The organism is Exiguobacterium sp. s46, assembly GCF_018618875.1.
GTDB classification, from domain to species: Bacteria; Bacillota; Bacilli; order Exiguobacteriales; family Exiguobacteriaceae; genus Exiguobacterium_A; species Exiguobacterium_A abrahamii.
The window spans coordinates 1,962,465-1,983,764 of record NZ_JACSMY010000001.1 but is presented as its reverse complement, the minus strand read 5'-3'; the positions used below and the strand labels follow the sequence as shown (position 1 = coordinate 1,983,764).

General features: G+C 48.3%; 19 protein-coding genes and 1 riboswitch. Of the genes, 8 read left to right on the top strand and 11 right to left on the bottom strand.

The annotated features are described in order from the left end of the window. Positions 1–196: 196 nt before the first annotated feature. Positions 197–2,227, bottom strand: coding sequence for a thioredoxin domain-containing protein (locus tag KNQ08_RS10290; RefSeq protein WP_251133644.1), 2,031 nt, complete (start codon positions 2,225–2,227; stop codon positions 197–199). Between the two features lie 599 nt (positions 2,228–2,826). Between KNQ08_RS10290 and KNQ08_RS10285 the strand changes: the two genes are divergently transcribed. Beyond that, positions 2,827–3,006: a DUF2188 domain-containing protein gene (locus KNQ08_RS10285; RefSeq protein WP_035396111.1), complete on the top strand. Its 180-nt coding sequence runs from the start codon at positions 2,827–2,829 to the stop codon at positions 3,004–3,006. Positions 3,007–3,135: 129 nt separating this feature from the next. Then, positions 3,136–5,883, top strand: a complete 2,748-nt coding sequence (locus tag KNQ08_RS10280) for a chitobiase/beta-hexosaminidase C-terminal domain-containing protein (protein WP_214805481.1) — start codon at positions 3,136–3,138, stop codon at positions 5,881–5,883. A 14-nt stretch (positions 5,884–5,897) separates the two neighbouring features. Here the strand turns inward: KNQ08_RS10280 and KNQ08_RS10275 are convergent, their stop codons facing one another. Further along, positions 5,898–6,254 (bottom strand): hypothetical protein, encoded by a 357-nt coding sequence (locus KNQ08_RS10275; RefSeq protein ID WP_214805479.1) that lies wholly within the window; start codon positions 6,252–6,254, stop codon positions 5,898–5,900. A 348-nt stretch (positions 6,255–6,602) separates the two neighbouring features. Here KNQ08_RS10275 and KNQ08_RS10270 point away from each other — a divergent pair, with 348 nt between their 5' ends. Continuing rightward, positions 6,603–7,481, top strand: a complete 879-nt coding sequence (locus tag KNQ08_RS10270) for a CAP domain-containing protein (RefSeq protein WP_149427830.1) — start codon at positions 6,603–6,605, stop codon at positions 7,479–7,481. A gap of 87 nt (positions 7,482–7,568) precedes the next feature. Beyond that, entirely contained in the window at positions 7,569–8,066 is a 498-nt protein-coding gene (locus KNQ08_RS10265; RefSeq protein WP_149427829.1) for a GNAT family N-acetyltransferase, read from the top strand. Between the two features lie 59 nt (positions 8,067–8,125). Here the strand turns inward: KNQ08_RS10265 and KNQ08_RS10260 are convergent, their stop codons facing one another. The 4 genes from KNQ08_RS10260 to KNQ08_RS10245 all read right to left on the bottom strand — a co-directional run bounded on the left by KNQ08_RS10260 (position 8,126) and on the right by KNQ08_RS10245 (position 12,077). Then, on the bottom strand, positions 8,126–8,941 hold the full coding sequence (locus KNQ08_RS10260; RefSeq protein WP_029342601.1) for a MetQ/NlpA family ABC transporter substrate-binding protein: 816 nt from the start codon (positions 8,939–8,941) through the stop codon (positions 8,126–8,128). Positions 8,942–8,968: 27 nt separating this feature from the next. Further along, complete coding sequence (locus tag KNQ08_RS10255) at positions 8,969–9,634, bottom strand: methionine ABC transporter permease (protein WP_023469366.1); 666 nt, start codon at positions 9,632–9,634, stop codon at positions 8,969–8,971. Continuing rightward, on the bottom strand, positions 9,624–10,637 hold the full coding sequence (locus tag KNQ08_RS10250; protein WP_058712982.1) for a methionine ABC transporter ATP-binding protein: 1,014 nt from the start codon (positions 10,635–10,637) through the stop codon (positions 9,624–9,626). The genes KNQ08_RS10255 and KNQ08_RS10250 overlap by 11 nt, the downstream gene beginning before the upstream one ends. Positions 10,638–10,721: 84 nt before the next feature. Continuing rightward, a riboswitch (SAM riboswitch) is annotated at positions 10,722–10,827 on the bottom strand. Between the two features lie 62 nt (positions 10,828–10,889). Further along, the gene (locus KNQ08_RS10245) at positions 10,890–12,077 is read right to left on the bottom strand and encodes an aminotransferase class I/II-fold pyridoxal phosphate-dependent enzyme (RefSeq protein ID WP_149427828.1); all 1,188 of its coding nucleotides are present in this window, start codon (positions 12,075–12,077) and stop codon (positions 10,890–10,892) included. 148 nt (positions 12,078–12,225) lie between these two features. Here KNQ08_RS10245 and KNQ08_RS10240 point away from each other — a divergent pair, with 148 nt between their 5' ends. Next, positions 12,226–13,836, top strand: a complete 1,611-nt coding sequence (locus tag KNQ08_RS10240) for an alpha-glucosidase (protein ID WP_214805478.1) — start codon at positions 12,226–12,228, stop codon at positions 13,834–13,836. A 264-nt stretch (positions 13,837–14,100) separates the two neighbouring features. On the opposite strand, the gene KNQ08_RS10235 is transcribed toward KNQ08_RS10240, so the two are convergent. The 3 genes from KNQ08_RS10235 to KNQ08_RS10225 form a co-directional block, all read right to left on the bottom strand. Further along, a complete protein-coding gene (locus KNQ08_RS10235) occupies positions 14,101–14,838 on the bottom strand; it encodes an MBL fold metallo-hydrolase (protein ID WP_149427826.1) in 738 nt (245 codons plus the stop codon). Between the two features lie 126 nt (positions 14,839–14,964). Continuing rightward, complete coding sequence (locus KNQ08_RS10230) at positions 14,965–15,771, bottom strand: SMP-30/gluconolactonase/LRE family protein (RefSeq protein WP_214805477.1); 807 nt, start codon at positions 15,769–15,771, stop codon at positions 14,965–14,967. A gap of 168 nt (positions 15,772–15,939) precedes the next feature. After that, on the bottom strand, positions 15,940–16,203 hold the full coding sequence (locus KNQ08_RS10225; protein WP_023469359.1) for a metal-sensitive transcriptional regulator: 264 nt from the start codon (positions 16,201–16,203) through the stop codon (positions 15,940–15,942). Positions 16,204–16,428: 225 nt separating this feature from the next. Here KNQ08_RS10225 and KNQ08_RS10220 point away from each other — a divergent pair, with 225 nt between their 5' ends. From KNQ08_RS10220 to KNQ08_RS10210, 3 genes are all read left to right on the top strand, one after another. Further along, on the top strand, positions 16,429–16,992 hold the full coding sequence (locus KNQ08_RS10220) for an RNA polymerase sigma factor (protein WP_058703803.1): 564 nt from the start codon (positions 16,429–16,431) through the stop codon (positions 16,990–16,992). Continuing rightward, positions 16,973–17,710 carry an anti-sigma factor gene (locus tag KNQ08_RS10215; protein WP_149427824.1) on the top strand — a complete coding sequence of 246 codons (738 nt, stop codon included), beginning with the start codon at positions 16,973–16,975 and terminating at the stop codon, positions 17,708–17,710. The genes KNQ08_RS10220 and KNQ08_RS10215 overlap by 20 nt, the downstream gene beginning before the upstream one ends. A gap of 184 nt (positions 17,711–17,894) precedes the next feature. Next, a complete protein-coding gene (locus KNQ08_RS10210; RefSeq protein ID WP_149427823.1) occupies positions 17,895–19,937 on the top strand; it encodes a bifunctional diguanylate cyclase/phosphodiesterase in 2,043 nt (680 codons plus the stop codon). Positions 19,938–20,169: 232 nt separating this feature from the next. Here KNQ08_RS10210 and KNQ08_RS10205 read toward each other — a convergent pair whose 3' ends face one another. After that, on the bottom strand, positions 20,170–20,517 hold the full coding sequence (locus tag KNQ08_RS10205; protein WP_050678117.1) for an iron-sulfur cluster biosynthesis family protein: 348 nt from the start codon (positions 20,515–20,517) through the stop codon (positions 20,170–20,172). 51 nt (positions 20,518–20,568) lie between these two features. Continuing rightward, positions 20,569–21,300: a hypothetical protein gene (locus tag KNQ08_RS10200; RefSeq protein ID WP_050678116.1), complete on the bottom strand. Its 732-nt coding sequence runs from the start codon at positions 21,298–21,300 to the stop codon at positions 20,569–20,571.

The following is a 21,300-nucleotide window of genomic DNA, read 5'->3' as shown; positions in this document are numbered from 1 at the left end:
CTTTCCTCCTAGTAGATATTCGTCCGGATGGACGGAATCGGCTTCTAGGATGTCTAAGTCTAAGTTGTGGAATCTATTGCCTATCCTTACTATCGACAATATCGGATTTTTATGAATAAGATATTGAATTATTTTGAAAAAAGGGGTCTGGTTTTTTGAAAAACCCTCCTGTTTGTTTAAACAAGAGGGGAAATGATCAGATGTTGAGACGAGCGAGGAGTTCTGTCAGATTCGTCGTTGGTCGTTCACACGAAAAATCATGACAGAGATAAGCGGTAGGTACGTTTGGTTCAGGATAATCTGCGATCAATGGTACAAGCGGTAGAAGGTCACGCTTCGTCCCAATCAATAAGGCGACTTCCGGTAAGCGCATCTGTTGCAGTTGATTGATTTCGATTGGGATTTCCGACTCTTCAGGAATCAAGATGATCAATTCCTTCGGTTCCATCTGCCGATAGGTGAACGTACTGACAAGTGAGGCGAAGCCCGTTGGTTGTTGCTCGACTTCTTCTACTAATGCCGTAAGAGCCCGTTCGGCACTTTCCTGATAGACGAGACGCCCGGTGAGGCGACTGAGCGTGAAGAAGGCATGCAAGGCAACGCTGTTTCCAGCCGGTGTGACCCCATCATACAGATCAAGTGGACGAACGAGTAGCTCGTCGGAGCGTGAAGATGTCAGATAAAAATAGCCATCTACTGTCTGGAACTGATCTTGTAGCACATCTGCAAGTACTAAAGCTTCCTCTAGATGAAGCGCTCGTCGTGTCGATTGAAACAGTTCAAGATGTGCGTCAATCAAATAAGCATAGTCATCGAGGAATCCGTGTCCGGTCGCTTGTCCTTCGCGGTAATGAACGGCAAGTTGCTGTTCGGTACGAACGAATCGTTCAAGTGATGTCACCGCACGCGTTGCGACACGTGTATAATGCGGTTTATTAAAGATGCGACCGGCTTTAGCGAACGTCGAGATCATCATCGCGTTCCACGATGTCAAGCGCTTATCGTCACGAAATGGACGCGGACGTTCATTTCGCGCACGAAGAAGAAGCTGGCGCTCGCGTTCGAGTTGCGCCGCTGTCTCAGCAGGCGACAAGTGAACAGAACGTGCGAATGCCTCGAGTGATCGTCCCGTCCGGTAAAAGACGTTTCGTCCTTCGAAATTTCCTGATGGTGAAGCATGATAGAAGCGCGGGAACAGTGCGTCTGGTCCGAGTAAGTCCGTCAGTTCAGTTGCCGTGAAGGTATAATAGTGTCCTTCGCCGCCTTCACTATCTGCATCCAGTGCGGCGTAGAAGGTGCCGTCCGGTGCAGTCATCTCATGCTCTGTGAACGAGAGGACTTCTTCCGCGTAACGTCGAAAACGGATCTGTCCGGTCACTTGGTACGTCTCGATGCATAAGGTCGCAAACCAAGCATTGTCGTACAGCATCTTCTCGAAATGAGGAATTTCCCACTTGGCATCGACCGTATAGCGGAATAGACCGTAGCCGACTTGATCGGTCATCCCACCGTCACGCATCGCGATTAATGAACGCATGACCATATGGAGCGCTGTTTCGTCTTCCGCGTATTGATAATAATCAAGCAAGAAACGAAGCAGGGCTGGCGACGGAAACTTCGGTGCCCCCCCGAATCCACCGTGTTGACGGTCAAATTGGCGCATCGCTTGATCAAACGTCTCGTGAATGATGGATTCATTCCAAGTATGGGTAGACGTCGTAGGCTGCAATACGTCGCGAAGCGTTTGCGACATGTTCTGACCGACTTGTGCGATTTTTTCTGGTGAACGGCGGAATTGCTCGCTTAGCTGAAGCGTCACCTGACGAAAACTCGGGCGGTTGAACTGAGGCGTCTTCGGAAAATACGTACCGATATAAAACGGTTGCTGGTCCGCTGTCATGAAGACGCTCAGTGGCCAGCCGCCTTGTCCGTTCATGACTTGAGCCGCCGTCATGTAGACATGGTCAATGTCAGGACGTTCTTCCCGGTCGACCTTGATTGCGATGTAGCGTTCGTTCAAGAGGCGTGCCGTTTCTTCATCCTCGAAGCTTTCGTGAGACAGCACATGGCACCAATGGCACGTCGAGTAACCAATCGATAAAAAGATCGGCTTGCCGCTTTCCCGAGCGGCAGTGAAGGCGTCTTTGCCCCACGGGTACCAATCGACAGGCTGATGAGCGTGTTGCAATAGGTAGGGACTCGTTTCATGGATAAGTCGATTCGACATGATGGATTTCCCTCGTTTCTTCTATAGTAATGAGTCCTCTTCACGATACTCGGCTTTTACGGCAGGTGCAACTACAATTCTGAGACAGGAGAAAACGATTTTTCAAAAGAAAGATTGACTTTACAAAAGAAAGTGTGATAGATTAATATAAGTCATGAATCGGGGATGATCACTCATGTGAGAATCTTCAATCCATATCATACAATTAAATCGACAGGTCAGGATTTTTAGACCGCTACTGACAAATGAGTCAGACATAAGTCATCGCTTTTATTTTGTCCTTCTTCATACTACGAGGAGAAGTTGACCCAGCAAGATAAACCTTCCAATCGATACTTTTCCGCTCATTCCCGAGCTATTTCTAAAAATCCCAGTATCATGCGTCCGTTGCAGACGCATCACGATTCTTGCTAAAATGCTTGATTCAGCTGGCGCGGCCAAGGAGCCGTAACAACGAAAGAGAGGTAGGGCTTTCGTCGTTTCAGGTGTTTTGATCACCTGTAATCCTCGATTCTCATGACAACCAAAACAACGACACGCTGATGAGGCGTTTTTTTTGTGCCTTTTTTCGGGTAATGCTGAAAGAAGGGGGTGACGACATGCCATGGAATGAGAACGACTATCCGGAGTCATTCAAGAACTTTGATCCGCCACTTCGAAAGAAAGCAATCGAGATCGCGAACGCGTTATTAAAAGACGGGTATGAAGAGGGACGCGCCATTCCGATCGCGACATCGCAAGCTGAAAAATGGTACGAAAGTCACAAAGACGAACAATAAAAAGTTGTAAGCGATACCATCTCTTTCATTTACGAAGGATGGTATCTTTTTTTACGAAAAATATACACTATTGAGAATATAATCTGATATTATTAAGAAGTGTCAGAAAATTCAATAGGGGGTCTCATCATGAAATACGGCAGTACGTTTGGAAAGTGGGCATTGGCCGGAGTGTTAACAGCAGGAATCCTTCCACAAGCGGGTCTTGTCGGGGCAGAAGGCGAAGGCGTCATCTTGTCTGAATACATAGAAGGAACAAGTAACAACAAGGCAATCGAGCTATACAATGGGTCGGGGCAAATCATTGATTTAGCGGACTATACCCTCGTTCAATATACGAACGGTGGACCATCAGAAGCGAAAATCACATTATCGGGGAAAGTGGATCCAGGAAAGACGTTCGTCATCGCGAACTCGAGTGCGAATGCGGACATCAAAGCAAAAGCACAATTGACGACGGGATCATTAAACTTCAACGGGAATGATCCAATTGCACTTAAAAAAGGCGACGTCGTTCTTGATATCATCGGACCACTCGGTTCATCAACGGATTTCGCAAAAGATACGACACTCGTGCGGAATGCGGGCGTCACGTCTGGTGCTAAAACATACGAACCATCACAGTGGACGAGCTTCCCGGTCGATACACTGACGAATCTCGGTAGTCATCAGACAGAAGCGGGCGACGTTCTTGCAGCACCTACAGCTTCTCCAGTCGGTGAAGTTGAACGTGGAGATCAAGTGACATTGTCAGGTGAAGGAACGATTCATTACACGGTTGATGGCACGACACCAACTGTCGACAGTCCGGTGTATACGTCACCGATCACGATCAACGATGAAGTGACGATTCAAGCAGTTGCCGTCAAGGACGGTAAAACGTCAGCTGTTTCGACATTCAAGTATTACATCGCACCACCGATCACGAAAATCAGCAACATCCAAGGCGTTGCGCATACGTCGCCTTACGCAGATCAACTCGTCCGGACGACAGGTGTCGTCACGTACGTCGTCGATGCGAACAACTTCTATATGCAGGATCCGAATCCGGATAACGACAGCCGGACATCGGAAGGGATTCTCGTCTATGCGAAAAACCATGGTGCTGCCGTTGGACAAAAAGTCGCGACGACAGGATATGTCAAAGAATGGTTACTTGGCGGCTACAGTGATAAGTTCGATACAGACTTAGCGGTCACGGAAATCAGTACGGTCAATCTCGTAAAGGGTGCGCTCAACGAAGGATTACCAGCAAGCATCGTTCTTGGCGATGAAGGGGTCTTGATTCCAACGCAAGTCGTCGACAACGATTCGTTCGCTCAGTTTGATCCAGAAGAAGATGCAATCGACTTATACGAAAGCTTAGAAGGTATGCGTGTCGCTTTACCAAACGCGATCGTCACAGGACCACAAGCGAACCGGACGATTCCAGTTCGGACGCAGACAGCGGATAAGGTCTATACGAAACGTGGAACGCCGATCCTGACGAAAGACAACGTCAACCCGGAGCGTCTCTTCGTCGAGATGGGAAGCTCGTCGTACCGTGCAAAAGCTGGTGATACGTTCAACGGAACGATTGAAGGTGTCATGAGCTATAACTATTCGGCGTATAAAGTCCTTTCAAAAGCAGCTGATCTTCCGCCACTCGTCACGCGCGAAGCAGATCGTCAACCGACGAACATCGAAACGGGTAAATCACGTTTGACTGTTGCTTCGTACAACGTCGAGAACTTTGCTTCAACAGCAGACGAAGGAAAAGTCGATCGCGTCTCAGAAGGAATTGCAACGTTCTTGAAGACACCGGACATCGTTGGTTTGACAGAGATGCAGGATAACGATGGCGCAACAGATAGCGGCACAGTCGATGCTTCGAAATCATTCGAGACATTGATCGCGGCGATCGAAGCGAAAACGGGTGTCCGCTATGCCTATACGGACATCGCACCAGAAGACAAGAAGGATGGTGGACAGCCAGGCGGAAACATCCGTGTCGGATTCCTCTACAATCCAGCACGTGTATCGCTCGCACCAGGTGAAAAAGGTGGCGCGACGGAAGCCGTTACGGTGGAAAATGGTAAGTTAACGAAAAACCCGGGTCGTATCCAACCGACGGATCCGAACTTCGCGAGTTCACGGAAACCGCTCGTCGCTGAATTCCTCTTCAATGGTGATTCGTACCATGTTATCGTCAACCACTTCAACTCAAAAGGTGGCGACGGAGCTGACTTCGGTAAGAACCAACCGGTCGTACGTAAGAGTGAAGTCCAGCGTCATGCGATTGCGAACATCGTCCAAGATTTCGTCTCTGAATTGAAAACGGAAGTCAAAGGCTCAAACGTTGTCGTTCTCGGTGACTTAAACGACTTCCAATTCTCGAAGACGCTTGATATCTTAAAAGGTGATAACTTGTGGAACACAGTTGACGATCTGCCGGAATCAGAGCGGTACTCGTACGTCTACAACGGAAACGCTCAAGTGCTCGACCATATCTTAATCTCGAACAACTTAAAACGTTATACGTCTTCAGATATCGTCAACATCAACTCAGAGTATATGGAAGCAGACGGTAGCGCGAGTGACCACGATCCAGCGATCATCTCGATTCAAGGTGCAGAGACGGCCGTACCGGTCAAAGGAAAAGCAGAAATCGGCATCTGGCGTGCTGTCCAAAAAGGGAAGCATATCTTCATTGAGCGTAAATTAGGTCGTCATTGGTTAAAAGCAAGTGAAACGCATGGTGATCAACAAGGCGAATTGCTCGCACTTCGTGTTTCGCAAGGACGTCCGTACATTCAAGTGAAAGTCAAAAAAGGCAAAACAATCTGGCTTGAATTATCGAACACGTATAAGTTGAAAGAAACAACAAAATATCAATAAATCAAAAAGCGGACTTAGCGGTCCGCTTTTTTGCGTGCTGGAATAAAAAGCGAAAGAAGTGAGAGTGTACTGATCGAGAGTGTCGAAATTAAAGCGATAGATAGAGGGATGGCGCGGAACATATACGTGAAGTGGATCAAGATTAAAAAAAGGATGATAGCAAGACCAGGAATGAATTTCTTAGAGAGCAGCATACCCGATCCAGGAACAAGTAACTCGAAACCGAGCCGTTGATTGAGTCGGACATCTTCATGTGCATTAGCCAAGCTAAACGATACGGTCAACGCGACAAGAATCATCCAGCCGGAAAATAAGTATTGTTGAATCGGCAAAAAAGCAATGGATTCATAAATGAAATACAGTAAAACCATAGGTCAACTCCTTCATATCATTATGTTATTTGGAAAAGCATTGAAAGTTTGGCTTACGAATTCTAATGATACCGAGTCGAGAATCGGAGAGCAATCAAAAATCGTTTAGAATGAAATAAAAGAATGTTCACACATTTTAATAAAAGGGGAAAATCATTTAGTATGTGTATTAAATACTTTCAAGAATCGTTTAAACAAAAGCTTTTTTGAAATGGGAGCGCTCTCATGAAATATGTCGGATTTGTGGACGAAAGATGTGATTTAGACAAATGAGAGCCGATGACTGTTCGAAGGAATGATTTTCTTTTAAAATAAAGGTAATGAAATAGAAGGAGGCGAAACGAGGGCATGAAAAAATGGCTAATCATCGGAGTAGCAGCAGTAGCCTTTTTCGGCTACGAAAACATTCCAATGGAACAAGCAGAAGCCGATTACCCGAAAAGCGGCGGCAAGCTGATTGATCGATATAGCAGTGAGTATCCGGGATACGACTGGGAAGTCAGACGGACATCAACGGAGGAATTCGTCGCCTTGACGAAGGATGGTAAGGACTACGGGAAGTATCGTTTCAAGAACGGGGTGACGACGCAAGGCGCGGTCTTGAATAAGGATACGGAATCTTCCTTGAAGAAAAAAGGGTGGACCGCAGTGAAGTCCTACCGTAAAGGCAACACGAACTACATGTTGAATCTGGATCATGCCGCCGTCTATGAGAAGAAAGGCAATTACGTGACATATTTCTTCGATCAACATGACGGCAATAAAGTCAAAGCGACGCTTGCGATTCCAAAAGACGTCGAAGCGAAGAAAAAAGGCTTCTACGGTACGGCGTCGAATGCGTTACGAACGACAGATGAGAAACTGATGCTTCGGTTGATGAACTGGGAACGAGCCGACTATAAATTAAATCCATTAGCACCGTACACGGCACTGAAGCCGGTTACACGTGGTCACAGCGAAAACATGGCGAAGAATAATTTCTTCTCGCATACGGATCCACAAGGGCGTGACCCGTTCGATCGAATGGAACAAGGTGGTATCAAGTTCATGGGAGCCGGTGAGAATCTCTCAATGGGCTATCCGAACGTCTTTGCGGCGCATTGGGGTTTGATGAACTCAAAAGGACACCGCGATAACATCCTTCAAAAGAGCTTCAAGCAGGCGGATGTCGGTGTAGCATTCCGAGATAATTCACCGTACTTCACGATTAATTTCCGAACACCTTAAATAGAAGAATGGAGGACGATATCGCTCGATGTCGTCCTCTTTTTTACGAGTTAGTTCGTTCTATACTACAGGTAGGAGGTGGAGCAGTTGAAAATACGTCGATTGACGGTTGAAGATGCAACTCTTTACAAAGCACTGCGGTTAGAAGCCTTACGAAACCATCCGGAAGCATTCGGTTCTGATTACGAAGCAGAAAAAGATCGACCCATCGAACGGTACGCAACTCGTCTTGAAAGCGAACAGTCGATGACGTTCGGTGCGTTTCATGAAAATGAACTCGTCGGTGTCGTCACGATCGTCAACTTAGAGCCGTTCAAGATGCGACATCGAGCGAATCTATTTGCGATGTACGTCGCGCCAAGCGCCCGAAAGCAACAGGTCGGACGACAACTCGTACAAGAGGCATTACGTACATTAAAGCAGCATCCTGTGATTGAGCAAGTCCATCTCTCGGTCGTCCGGACGAATGAAGCTGCTAAAGCGTTGTATCGATCACTTGGTTTTGAATCATACGCGATTGAACCGCGGGCGCTGAAAATCGATGATACCTATCATGATGAAGAACTGATGTGGTATCGGTTCTAACACAAAACGACCGGAATTCAAAGAGAGGTGATCTCGTTGAATTCCGGTCGTTTTTTACATCAGTTTGCCCATTCAGGTTTACTGAAGCCCTTGAATGATTTTTCGATGACTGTATTGAAAGCGTCCGATTCGACGGCTGCTTTTAAGTCTTTTGCGACTTGTTTGTCCGCATCTTTCGTTTGGACAGCGACGAGGTTACGGTATTGTTCGTCCATCGTCTCAAGCGCTAACGCATCAAGTAAGTCGAATTTCGCAGCAAGTGCGAAGTTCCCTGGAACGGCTGAAATGTCGACACTTTCGACGGCGCGTGGCAATTGAGCCGCCTCGAGTGGTTTAATGACGAGTTTCTTCGGATTCTTGACGATATCTTTCTCTGAAACGGTTAGTGGATCGACATCCGGCTTCAGTTCAATCCAGCCTTGTTCCGCAAGTAAGTTCAGTGCTCGTGCTTGGTTCGTCGGATCATTCGGCGTCGCGACTTCAGCACCTGTCTTGACGTCGTCAAGTGTCTTCGCTGTCTTGCTGTATAGTCCCATCGGTGCTGTTGGAACCGTGATGAGTCCTTTTAAATCGAGGTTCTTTTCTTTAGAAAACGTCTTGAGATAGATCGAGTGTTGGAACAAGTTGGCGTCGATGTTCCCGCTACCGAGGGCGATATTCGGTTGGATGTAATCGCTGAACTCGACGATTTCGACTTTATAGCCTTTCTTTTCGAGTTGTGGCTGGATCGCTTGTTTGACCATGTCGCTATACGGACCACTCGTCGCACCAATCTTGATCGTCTTGTCTTTTTCATCAGCACTGCTGTCTCCACATCCCGCGAGGACTCCTGCACCAAGTAAGGCTGTTGCTAAAAAGGCATATCGTTTTTTCATGATTCCACTCTCCCTTTGTATGTATGATTAGCGTTTATCTGTTTTTCGCGCCAGTTGATTGCCAAGTGCTTGAATACTTTGAACGATGACGATGAGCACGACGATCGTCACGATCATGATGAGATTATCGTAGCGATAGTAACCGAAACGGATCGCGAGGTCACCGACACCACCGCCGCCGACGATACCAGCCATCGCTGAGAAGCCGATTAAGCTGATCGTCGTTAATGTGATGCCCTGAATGATGCCAGGGAGTGCTTCCGGTAAGAGGACACTGACGATGATCCGCAAGGGTTTCGCCCCACATGCTTCTGCTGCTTCAATCAAACCAGGCGGAATCTCGCGGAGTGATGTTTCGACAAGGCGCGCGAGAAACGGAATCGCTGCGACACTAAGGCTGACGGACGCTGCCGTCGGACCGATCGTATTGTCGAGTAAGAACTTCGTTAATGGAATGAGGGCAACCAGCAAGATGATGAACGGTAGCGACCGGACGATGTTGACGACGAAGTCAAGAACACGGCGGACGGCAAGGTTTTGAAAAAATAATCCCCGGTCGGTGACGAACAAGAGAATTCCGAGCGGAATCCCGACGACCAATGCGAAAGCAAGTGAAATACCAACCATCCATGCTGTCTCGCCGAGTGCCTTCAAGAGCTCCGGTAACATCGTTTGAATACGATCAAGCCACATCCTGAATCACCTCGAGTGCGTGAAGTTCCGTCGCGAGCCAGTCAAGGGCAGGAGCGATTTGATCGGATGATCCCGTCAAGCTGACAATCAGGACACCGAAGGCGACGTCTTGAATGTAGTCGACCTTGCCGTGCAAGATGCTGACTGAGATATCGTAACGGCGGATCGCTTCTGATAACGTACTTTCACCGGTCTTCTCGCCTGTGAACTGCAAGCGGATGATCTTACCTGGGGTTGCCTGTAAGATGCGTTCCGGCAATTCGATTTGTAATGCCGTATCGACATAATGTTGCGTCACCGGATGCTTAGCTTGACTGAACAAGTCATAGGTTGAGGCGACTTCGACGACTTCACCTTGCGACATGACCGCGACGCGATGGCAAATCTGTTTGACGACATCAATCTCATGCGTGATGAGGACGATCGTCAATCCGAGTCGTTCATTCAAATCCTTCAGCAGTTCAAGAATCTGTAGTGTCGTAACGGGATCAAGAGCGGATGTCGCTTCATCACATAACAAGACGGTCGGATTGTTTGCGAGTGCCCGGGCAATCCCGACGCGCTGTTTCTGCCCACCGCTTAATTGACTCGGGAAGTTCGTCTCAAATCCTTCAAGTCCGACGAGCGAGACGAGTTCGCGAATTCGCTCCGGGAAATCTGCACGTTTGACGCCAGCGGCCTTGAGTGCAAAAGCGATGTTATCCGCGACGTTGCGTGACTGGATCAATTGGAAATGCTGAAAGATCATTCCTGTCCGCAAGCGAAGTTGACGTAAATCTGCTTTTGACATCCCGCCGAGCGAGACACCGTCGACCTTGACGGTTCCTTGTGTTGGATGCTCGAGCCCGTTGATCAGGCGAAGCAACGTACTTTTACCGGCACCAGACTCACCGATGATTCCGAAGATTTCTCCTTTTTGGATCGTCAAATCGACATCCCGTAATGCAAAAATCGGGGTCCGGTCTCGAACGAACCGTTTTGTAATGTGTTTGAATTCAATCATCCGCTCATCTCCTCATACAAAAAAAGTCGCTTTTTCCTAGTAGCAGAGCAACCAGAAAAAAGCGACGAAAGTGTAAGATTTCGTAACTTATCTCTCAGAATGAAAATCATTCTGTAGGATGTGGCACCGTTCCTTACAGGTGGTTGCCGGACGTCGTTGGGCCTAATCCCTCGGTCGCTCTCGATAAGTAGTTATGCTGTTGGGATTTACTTTAACGGAAATGATTCCCATCTGTCAAATGTTTTTTCAGAATTATTCCGCAACAGGTGTCCGGAACAGGTTGAGCGTTCCGATTCGATCGACGGCTTCTTCTAGACGTTCGACGTCAGCAATCAAGCTAATCCGGACGTAGCCTTCACCGTATTCGCCGAAGAATGATCCCGGGGTCACGGCGACGTGTGCTTCGTCAAGTAGATGATCGGTGAAGCTTTGGGACGTGTAACCTTCTGGAACAGGAAGCCAGACGAAGAAGGAACCGCCTGGGCGTGGACCACTCCAACCAATCGCATCGAGTTTTGCGAACAACGCATCGCGTCGTGTTTCATACAAGCTACTTAACTCACGGACGCACGTTTGGTCACTCGTGAGGGCAACGGTCGCCGCATGCTGAATCGGTGTGAAGGCACTGACGTAGAGATGTTCTTGGTATGTTTCGATGCTTGAGATGACGGACGGATTTCCGATCGCGAAGGCAATCCGGAAGCCGGACATGTTGAAGCGTTTTGAGAGTGAGAATAGCTCGATCCCGACGTCTTTTGCCCCTTCCGTCTGCAGGAAGCTTCGCGTCGGACCATCGAAACTGATGCCGCCGTATGCTAAGTCATGGACGACACAGATATCATGGGCATCGGCGAAAGCGACTGTCTGTTCGAAGGCTTCTGCCGTCGCGGTCGCACCCGTCGGATTACTCGGGTAGTTGAGGAACAACATCCGGGCACGCTCGACGTCCGTCGTATCAAGTAAGTCGTAATCCGGTAAGAAGTTATTTTTCTCAAGTAACGGAAGCGTGATCGGGAATGCGCCAGCAAGTGCTGCGCCAGACAGGTAATCCGGGTATCCTGGATCCGGAACGATGACACCTTCTCCAGGGTTGACGATCGTCTGCGGTAAGGCGACGATGCCGGCTTTACTGCCGAGGAGAATTGCGACTTCCGTTGCCGGATCGATTGTGACACCGAATTCAGTCGCATAAAAGCGCGCGACGGCTTGCTTTAGAAAATCATGTCCACGAAACGGTGGATATTGAAGGTTCGTTGGCTCGTCGATGGCTTGTTTTAAGGCATCGAGAATATGTACAGGCGTCGTCTGGTCGGGTGTTCCTTGACCAAGTGTGATGACATCGTGTCCGGCAGCTTTCACAGCACCGATTCGGTTCGCGAGTTCAGCGAAGACAGGAGCAGGAAGCCGATCAATGGCGATGGATGGAGCGAAATGTTTCATGGATGAATGCCTCCTTCGTGGTATTGTCGTCAAGGATAACGAATATTCAGTCAAAAGAAAAGAACTTTTTCGAAATTCAAAAAAATTGTCGGATAAACAGGTACAGATAAGTGGAGCGGGAATAAAGAGTAGGGAGAGGAGTGGGAAGATGAAGCGAGCTAACTGGAAAGAGGCAGTCGTCTATCAAGTCTACTGGCGTAGCTTTAAAGATTCGAACGGGGATGGGATCGGTGATTTGCGAGGTGTCATCGATAAGCTTGATTACATCGCTTCACTGGGTGTCGATGTCGTGTGGTTGAATCCGTGTTATCGTTCCCCGGACGTCGATAACGGCTATGATATTGCCGATTATTACGAGATCATGGAAAAAGCGGGAACGATGGGAGATCTCCAGGAGTTGATCACGGCCGCTCATGCCCGAGGATTAAAGGTCATTCTCGATTTAGTTGTGAACCATACGAGTGACCAGCATGACTGGTTCCGTCAGTCGCGAGAGCGGATTAACGATAAGGATGACTGGTACATCTGGCAGGATGGTACGAAAGAGACGCCTCCGAACAACTGGCGCTCGTACTTTGCGCCAAGCCCGTGGACGTGGAGTGAAGAACGCGGGCAGTATTATTTTCATTCCTTCGCCAAAGAACAGCCCGACTTAAACTGGGAGCACCCAGCTGTGAGGCAAGCGATCTACGATATGATGAACTGGTGGATCGCTCAAGGGATCGACGGCTTCCGGATGGATGTCATCAACTTGATCAAAAAACGGTCGTTTGAAGATGTCGCCAATCCGTTTGATCTCTCGTACCTTGGAAATCAGCCCGGCGTGCATGACTTTTTGCAGGAGATGCATGCGAATGTTCTTGCTGGTAAAGACTTGTTTACAGTCGGTGAGATTCCGTTCGTCGGTCCAGAAGACGGGCTGTTATATGTCAGTGAAGACCGAGAAGAACTCCGGACGCTGTTTCACTTCGAGATCGCGGACGACATGGAGGCGATGGATCTTTTACGGTTCAAGGAAATTCAGAAACGCTGGTACGATGTCTTATACCCACTAGGCGTCAATTCACAGTTCTTGAACAATCATGATCACACACGACAAGTGACCCGCTTCGGCAGTGAACGGTACCGCGTCGAGAGCGCGAAACTACTCGGTTTGATGTTGCATACGTTACCGGGCATTCCATACGTGTATCAAGGAGAAGAGATCGGGATGACGGGGATTCGCTTCTCGGATCCGTCGCTCTATCAAGACGTCGCCTTTCGAAATCGATACGCGGAGCGCGTCGCTGGTGGAGAGGATCCAGAGGTCGTACTCTCGTCGATGCAGTTACTTGCCCGTGATAACTCCCGCACACCGATGCAGTGGGACGGTACACATGCAGCTGGCTTTACGAGTGGGAAACCATGGTTAGCCGTCAACCCGAATTATACGGACATCAATGTCGCGCAGGCAGAAGCCGATCCATCGTCCGTGCTTGCTTTTTACAAGTCGCTGATTCAGATGCGAAAGCAACATCCGATCATGGTTTACGGCACGTACCGAGACTTGGCACTCCATGATCCGTATCTCTATATTTATGAACGGGAACTAGAGGGAGAGGTCTGGCGGATCGTCCTCAACGTACATGATGAACCGATGCAGACCGCCCTCATTTTACCGCATGAAAAATTGTTCGTATCAAACTATCCGGATAGCCCGGATATCTTGCGTCCCTACGAAGCACGCGTCTATCGTTATTCTGTTGCAGAACAGAATTGAACCACTGGACGAAAAAATGGGGTTAACTCAAAAAAAGAATGACGCGTCTTTTCACGCCCTTTCCTCAGGCGAGACACAAGCCCCGTTTTCCTGCTTCATTCAAGCAGGAAAACGGGGCTTGTTTGTCTCTGAAGCGCATAAATGCGCTTATTCCTGTAGGAATGGCGTGCGACGCGTCATTCTTTTTGTTATGAGATAAGGGTGGCAGAATGAAAATCTGCCACCCTTATCTTTGGAAAGACTGACTTATGATACAGTCCCATTTTAAGTGTGTGATTTGAATGGAGATGATTTTTTCGTCTGTAAGACCTGAGAGAATCGATCGACAGCTTGGCGCATTTCGTAACTCGGTCCGAGAATGAGGGGACCGTGTCCGACGGCAAGAATATCTGGAGATAGTTCCGTCAGTTGATCAGCCGAACGAAGGGCGACGTCCGGATCCCATGTTGCGAGTGCGGGGAACGGGAATTGCCAACGGACATCACCGGAGACGGCAAGTCCCCCTTGTGTCTGAAAAGCATCCCCGGCGATCAACGTCCGGCTTCCTTCATGCCAAAGCGAGATCGAACCAGGTGTATGACCGGGTGAGGCGATGACACTGAGACTTCCGACTTGTTGACCACTCTCGAGCAATCGATCTGGTCGTGTTTTGATGTTTTTCGGAATACCCCCTTTTAAGGGTGTCGTTTCGCCTTCTCGTAGCGTCTCATCCCCGCTGAGCAATGCAGCATCTCGGTAACTGATACAGACTTGAGCGAGAGGGAAGGCGTTCGCAAGGAAGTCCAGTGAGCCGACATGATCGGCGTGCGCATGAGTCAGAATGATCGCACCGAGTGGTTTCTCTTGCTTTCGAATATAGTGATAGAGCGCCTTTGCGTTGATTCCGAGTCCAGCATCAATCAATGTTAAACTGTCTGCTTCTTCAAACAGGTAGCAGTTGACCGGGAAAAAGGATGGGGTCGTCTGCAATTGGTGTAAACGTTCGATTGTCGTGACACGCATCGGCTTCACTCCTTCAAAAAATGAATAGTCTTCTTCTTTAGTATCGTCTGTTTTTGAATAGGCGTCTAGACGAATTGTGTGGAAAAAGAGGCATCACCTCTAAAAAGATGATCCCTCCTCTACGAATCATTCAAATGTTACAGCGAAGACGGCACCGGCGTGTGGCGCATCATCTCCGTTTGCAGCCGTCGTGACGAGCAATCGATCTTCGTAGAAAATCGGGCACGTCGGATTTGCGACCGGGAAGTCGACATGAGCGAGTTTTTCACCAGTCGTAAGATTCCAACGGGTGATGCATGATCCAGCATAATGCGCGATCCAAGCGTGACCTTCCGCGTCCTTCGTCATACCATCCGGGAACCCTTCTTCTTCTTCGAGATCAACGGCGACACGCTTATTCGAAAGTGGTGCGTCCGAAGCGTAGTCAAAGGCATAGACTTTTTTCGTCGGTGTATCGATGTGATAAAGCGTCTTGCCATCTTCTGACCAGACGAGTCCATTGGAGTTCGTCAAGTCTTCATGTAAGACATCAATGGAGCCATCGTGACGCAGACGGAACAATCCAGCGGTCTTACCGTCTTCTTCATTAATGCTACCGGCGACATATTGACCGGTTGGATCAAGCTTTCCGTCATTCATTCGGTCGGAATCGGGTAGCGACAGTTGATGCTCAAGAGACAGGTGTCCTTCTTTGAGATCAAACGTCCCGAATCCGTGTTCAGCCGTGACACGTAATAAATCCGGTGCATCGGTCAAGGCAATCGATGTGATGGCGCTTGGTAACGTGTACGGTTTAAGTGCTTCTGTGACGAGGTCATATGAAAAGAGAAGTTGATTCGGAATATCAACGAAATAAAAGCGCTTTGTTTTTGCGTCGTAAACAGGAGATTCGCCTGTCTTACATGCGACATCAATGAATAGGGAAACGGTCATAAGTACTCTTCCTCCTAAGTGGACACCTTTTACGAGCAGTCCAGATAATAACAATTTAGTATACCTGTTTTGACGTGCACTCAAACCTGGATCAAACGGCTGGTATACTAAATAAACGTCTAAAAAAATAGCCTGCTATCCAAGCAGGCTATCCGTACGAGCGTTATATCAGCGGCTCTTAACGAGCAAGTTGACCGCTTCCTTGACGAGTTCTTCAGTTTGTCCGTCGCCGTTTTGTTCTGCGTCCTTGACGCACTCAATTAGATTCGAACTGACGACGACGCCGATCGTCCGGTCAATCGCAGAACGGGCAGCGGAGAGCTGGGTGATGACATCGCGGCAATCTTGCCCTTCTTCCATCATCCGTAAAATGCCTCGTAGCTGTCCTTCGATCCGACTAACACGGTTCTTCATCTTCCGATCATAATCCATTTGTATTCCTCCGATTCCCGTTGACCTGACGTCATGTAGTATCTTTATGCTATGCCCATTACGGTATAACTGTCAATTCAACAGAATTTTAAGCTATACTTTTATTAGAATTAGGGAATATGGATGTGGTGAAGTTTTTACTTAGAAAATGAATAAAATAGAAAACGATTTGGTGTCAGCTTGCGTATACTATATGATAAGGCTGACATCAGAAGGAGGAGAAGGATGCACACTCAATCCGATGAATCGCTTTATCACCTGATGCGTAGCGGTGATGAGCAAGCCCTCGAGACGTTGTACGATAAGTACGAGCGGCTGTTGTTCTCATTCGCCCATCGCTTTACGAATAATGACCGGTTGTCCGAAGAAGTCATACAAGAAGTGTGGATGAAGATTTGGAATGGTCGTGTTGATTTTGATACACAAAAAGGAAAGTTTTCATCGTGGATTTTAACGATTACACGTAACGCGGCACTTGATTGTCTCCGTCGTGAAAAACGACAGCCGACAATCGAGGTCGAAGAACGAGATGGTGGATACGACGAGCCGGTCGAGCGGACGGTCATGCAGCGGGAAACAGCTGCTGAAGTGCGCGGGGCGGTTAGTGAATTGAAACCCGAACAGCAAGAGCTGATTGAACTCGTTTACTTCCAGGGTATGACGCAGCAACAGATTTCAGAGCGACTCGATTTACCTCTTGGAACGGTCAAGACGCGAATCAGGAGCGCGATTCAAGCATTACGAAAACGAATGGATGGGAGGGAACGAGATGGAAGAACGTTGTCATGACTTAATCGATTATTTCAATGGAACATTATCCGCAGCAGATCGCGACGCGTTCGAAGCGCATCTTGCGACGTGTGAAGAATGTCGCGAAGCGCTTTTAGAAATGGAAGAACTCATGCTTCCCATCGCTGAATCGCTTCCGGAGCGACCCGTTCCTGCAGGTATGAAAGCACGAATTCTTGGAGAAGTCCTTGGTTCAGCAGAGACGGCGTCTCCGAAGGAAGCACCGATGACTACTCCGGTAGACATCAAACAAGCACGTCAGCAACAAACGAAGAAAAAGAGTGTCCCACTCGGCTGGTTGATGAGTATCGCCGCCGCCTTGATTCTCTCACTTGGTGCGAATGCCTACTTCCTCTCGCAGGAAGAAAATACGGATACACCAGAGACGTTAGCGATGGATGAGATCAAAGGGATGGGGAACTTCGAAAGCACCGAGTCCATTAAAGGATCAAGCATGATTTTCACGCAAAACGATAAATCGTACATGCTTGTCCAGTTGAAAGATTTACCGCCGCTTCAAGAAGGGCAGCTTTATCAATTATGGACGATCGAAGGCGAAACACCTACTGCGAACGGTGTCATCGAAAAAGATGGAGAGGCAGCAGCTGTCTTCCCACTTAAAGGAGACGGCAAGGTGGACGCGGTCGCCATCACGGTCGAACCAGAACCAGATTTAGAAAAACCGACGGGCGAAATCGTCGCATCGGTCGCATTATAAGAACGAAGTTTAGCGGATCCGTCTCGTACGGATTCGCTTTTTTTGTGCAAGGTGCTCAATGGAATAAGTAAATGCGCGTTGAAATGATAAGAAATCGAATGAATTTCTAATTTTTACTGAAGAAATGAGACCGAGCAGACGATAGTTAGGAGAATGACAGTCTATTAAGGAGAGGCCTCATACAATGAATGAATGGATTATATTAACGAAACATTATGAAGTGACACTCGTCGTAGTGTCAGTGCTCGTTGCCATCATCGGATCATATGGTTCATTAGAGTTAAATCGGCGTCTCGCGAAGGCGACTTCCTTGAAGAAGCGTGCCTTGTTCCTCTCATCATTGACGATGGGATTATCAATCTGGGGAATGCATTTCGTCGGGATGGGGGCATTCGCCCTGTCGGTTACGGTTCGCTATGATTGGTTTTTAATGTTCTTATCCGTCATTCCTGCCATTTTGGCTGCCTTCATTGCCTTTCATCTCTTATACTCGTCGACGATTACGAGAAATAAGGTGATTTTAGCGGGGGCACTGATGGGAGGCGGAATCGCCACGATGCACTATCTCGGGATGATGGCGATGCAGTTCGGTGGAACCGTCCGGTATGAGACAGGATTATTCCTCTTATCGGTTCTGATTGCCGTTACCGTCGCGTATATCGCTTTGCTACTGCTCCATCGCTTAAGACATGTCAATCAGAAACGGATCTTGATTCCCATCGCGGTCGTGATGGGGTTTGCCATCTCGTCGATGCATTATGTCGGAATGCTCGGTACATCGTTTTGTATCCCAGCTTCCAATGCCGGAATCATCGGTGACGCTCCCATCACGTCGAACATCTTAAACGAAGTCGCAATTCCCGTCTTCTTGATTGTCATCTTGATTGCTGGACTCTATATTCATTTGGAGCGACGTGCTCTACAAATGATGGCGTATACGGATCATTTGACCGGACTGCATAATCGGAGATGGCTTGACCATCATATGACGAAGGTCGATGCCCATTACGGTCGAGCGAAACAGGAGATGGCGATGGCCTTGCTTGATCTGGATGGATACAAGTGGGTCAATGACACATTCGGTTTTGATAAGGGCGATGCGGTCATTCGGCAGTTCGCAGAACGGATGCTACGGACGCTAAAGGAAGATGAAGCATGTATCCGTTACAATGGTACGCAGTTCTTCCTGATCAAACGTGTCTCGCAGGAAGATATGACGGAGGTCTTCGAACAGATTTTAGAGGACGTGCGTCAACCGATCGACCTCGAAGATCAGGCAGTCCATCTGACAGCGACGATGGGCGTCATCTTACCGGATACGAAGGAATCGCTTGAAATGCGAATCGGTCAGATGGAGAGTGCGCTGCGTGCTGGTAAGAACGAGGGACGCGATCGTTTCATCGTATATGATGATGCGCTACACTCTGATCGCAGAGAGCAATTGATCGTCGGCTCCTTACGCCGGGCGATGACGGATTTCAAGGAGTTCGCTCTCGTCTATCAACCGAAGATCGCACTCGCGACAGGAAAGGTGGATCAGGCGGAAGTTCTGATTCGCTGGAATCATCCGAAGTTCGGTTTCATCTCACCGGCGGAGTTCATCCCGCTTGCTGAAAAATACAGTCTGATTCATCGTTTAACCGAGTGGGTGTTGAAGGAGACCGTCGCACAGATGGAGATTTGGAAGAAGGAAGATTATTTCATTCGCCAAGTCTCTGTCAATTTATCCGCGATGCACTTCCGATCCGAGTCACATAACGTGATGATTAAAGAGATCGTTCACCATTCCTTAAAGAGTGGAAGCGAGTTACAACTACAGCTCGAAATCACAGAAACATCCGTCATGGAGAATCTCGACCGAGCGATGATGATGCTCGGTGAACTGAAGCAACTCAGTCTGACGATTGCACTCGATGACTTCGGAACGGGTCTATCTTCACTGACACACTTAAAGCATCTTCCGATTGATATCCTGAAGATCGACAAGTCGTTCATCGATGAAGTCCCACATGACGAACGGGGAACAGCGATCACAGAAATGATCATTCAGCTTGCGAAGAGTCTTGGAATCGAAGTCGTCGCGGAAGGTGTCGAGACACTCGAACAGCATCTTTTCTTAAAGCGTCTCGGTTGCGATTATGGTCAAGGTTACTATTACAGTAAGCCGATGCACGTAAAGGATCTAAACCAGCGGACGATCGAAGAAACGGTTCTAAATGTCGGATAAGGCAATCCAAACGTGACTTCCGTTCGTATACTAGATAAGCATGCGAGGATTGTGCATGCGACGTCTGGGGGGACGCAAAGCGCTGGAGGTTTTCACCAGCTCGTGCACGATGCAGACAGACATCCAGTACATTCGACTATACTCGATCAACTCAGCTTTCGACGCAGCACCTGTCTGTTCGAACACAAACAAAGGCAACTTCCACGGTGGAAGTTGCCTTTTTCATTTTCGCTTATGAACGAACCGTTAGGACGCAGCCTGTTTGATCCGTCACGAGCACATTCGTATTAAAGTATTGTCCATCACTTTTTAGGATGAGCGCTTTTTTCTCCGCGTTGTAATCGAGTGTCATTTCTTGATCGAGGAAATGACTCGACCACCGCTTGACGAGAACGGGACCGACGTTTGAATCAATCGTCATGTCTTCCGGTGTCGCTTCATCGACGATACGAATACTGAAAATACCAGAGTTTCCGCAACCACAACCCTCTGTATCGTAATAGAGGTGCAGTTGACCGGATACTTCACCGCGTAATTGGCGGATCCGCTCCTGAGCAGACGGTGTAAATGTGATATTCATGGTCATTCACTCCTTTCCTTTAGTATACGCCGTTTGAACAAGAAAGGAACGTCACTTGCTCACGCTGACTTGGCGGCGCATCCGGACGAGAAGGAAGATATAACCGGCTAACAATAAGACGACGCTACCAAGAACCGTCGTATCGACGAGACCGTTATCGGACTCGAAATTGATCGCGATATACGCCCAGACGAAGACGAGCGGATAAATCGGATCACGGTTCGCAAACATGAAGAGAAGAGCGACGACGACTCCGACGACGAGCATGATCATCGTCCAGCCTGCATCTCCAATTCCAAGCCAAGATGTCACACCTTCTGCGTTGATCGTCAGGAAGATGTCAGCGATCGTCGCGACCGATACCCAGCCGAGATAAAGCGAGAACGGTAGCTTGAAGCGTAATCCTTTCGTCTCACGATCAATTTTTGAGTAGATGACGATCAATGACAGCAAAAGACCGACGATGACGACGACCGAGACAACGAACAGTTCAAACGTGAAGGAGACGATCCAGCCAGCGTTGAACAGACAGCTGATCAAGAACCACGGTCCGATTTTCTTCGCCAGTTCGTGTTCCTTGAATTTCGGAATCGATTGCAAAATCAACCAGATGAGTAAAATTGTATAAATCAATCCCCAAATCGAAAACGCATACCCAGCCGGTTTGAACAATGTGATGATCGAATCGGAAATTCGTCCTGTCTTTCCACCATCGAGAGCGTTCACGGCAATCGTGAAGATGAAGCCGACCCAGTTGAGCCAAATCCATTTATTAGTTTTCAA